We start from the raw sequence: 593 nt of genomic DNA on the forward strand, positions 1-593 counted from the left end.
GCAAAAGGATGGTTCTGCAAAGCGGATTCATAAATATAAGCGCAGGAAACGTTTTGGTAAGTCGATAACTGACAGAGCACCGGCAAGTTTTGTCACGATTCTGGAACAAAAGGCAAAACTTTACGGCGGTAATGTATCGAAAGTAAGTACGAAAGAATATAAAGCCAGCCAGTACGACCATGCGAAAGATCAGTACATAAAAACGGACTTGTCTGTGAGAGAAAAAATAATCGCCGGTCATAAGGTACAAAGAGACTTGTATAGTGCTTTTCTTTTGAGAAACAGTAACCAGAAATTAAACAAGCCGGACCAGAAAAAATGCATCTATGAATTTGATCGATTTGTAAAGCTACAAGACCAACTGATCGAAAAAATGAAAGAAAACAATATATCTATGAAACAGTGTTTTGGATTCTAAACAGAAATAAAAAAGGTTCAGACATAAAACTTTCGTCTGGAAAGTAAGTACACAGGTATCGAAATCCTATAGACGATAAATCTTGAAAGACTTAACTATATCCCTCCTATACGACTGTGGTGATGTTAAGAGAATCTAAAGAATCCCACGGCTTCAGCCGTGGGAGTATGTCAAA

Annotated in this window: 1 pseudogene; it reads left to right on the forward strand. The window is 37.4% G+C overall.

Going from position 1 to position 593, the window contains the following annotated elements:
- Window positions 1-418: pseudogene (locus ACTQ3A_RS13940) on the forward strand (hypothetical protein); the annotation flags it as partial.
- Window positions 419-593 lie beyond the last annotated feature (175 nt).

The organism is Bilifractor sp. LCP21S3_F8, assembly GCF_052117805.1.
Lineage (GTDB): Bacteria > Bacillota > Clostridia > Lachnospirales > Lachnospiraceae > Bilifractor.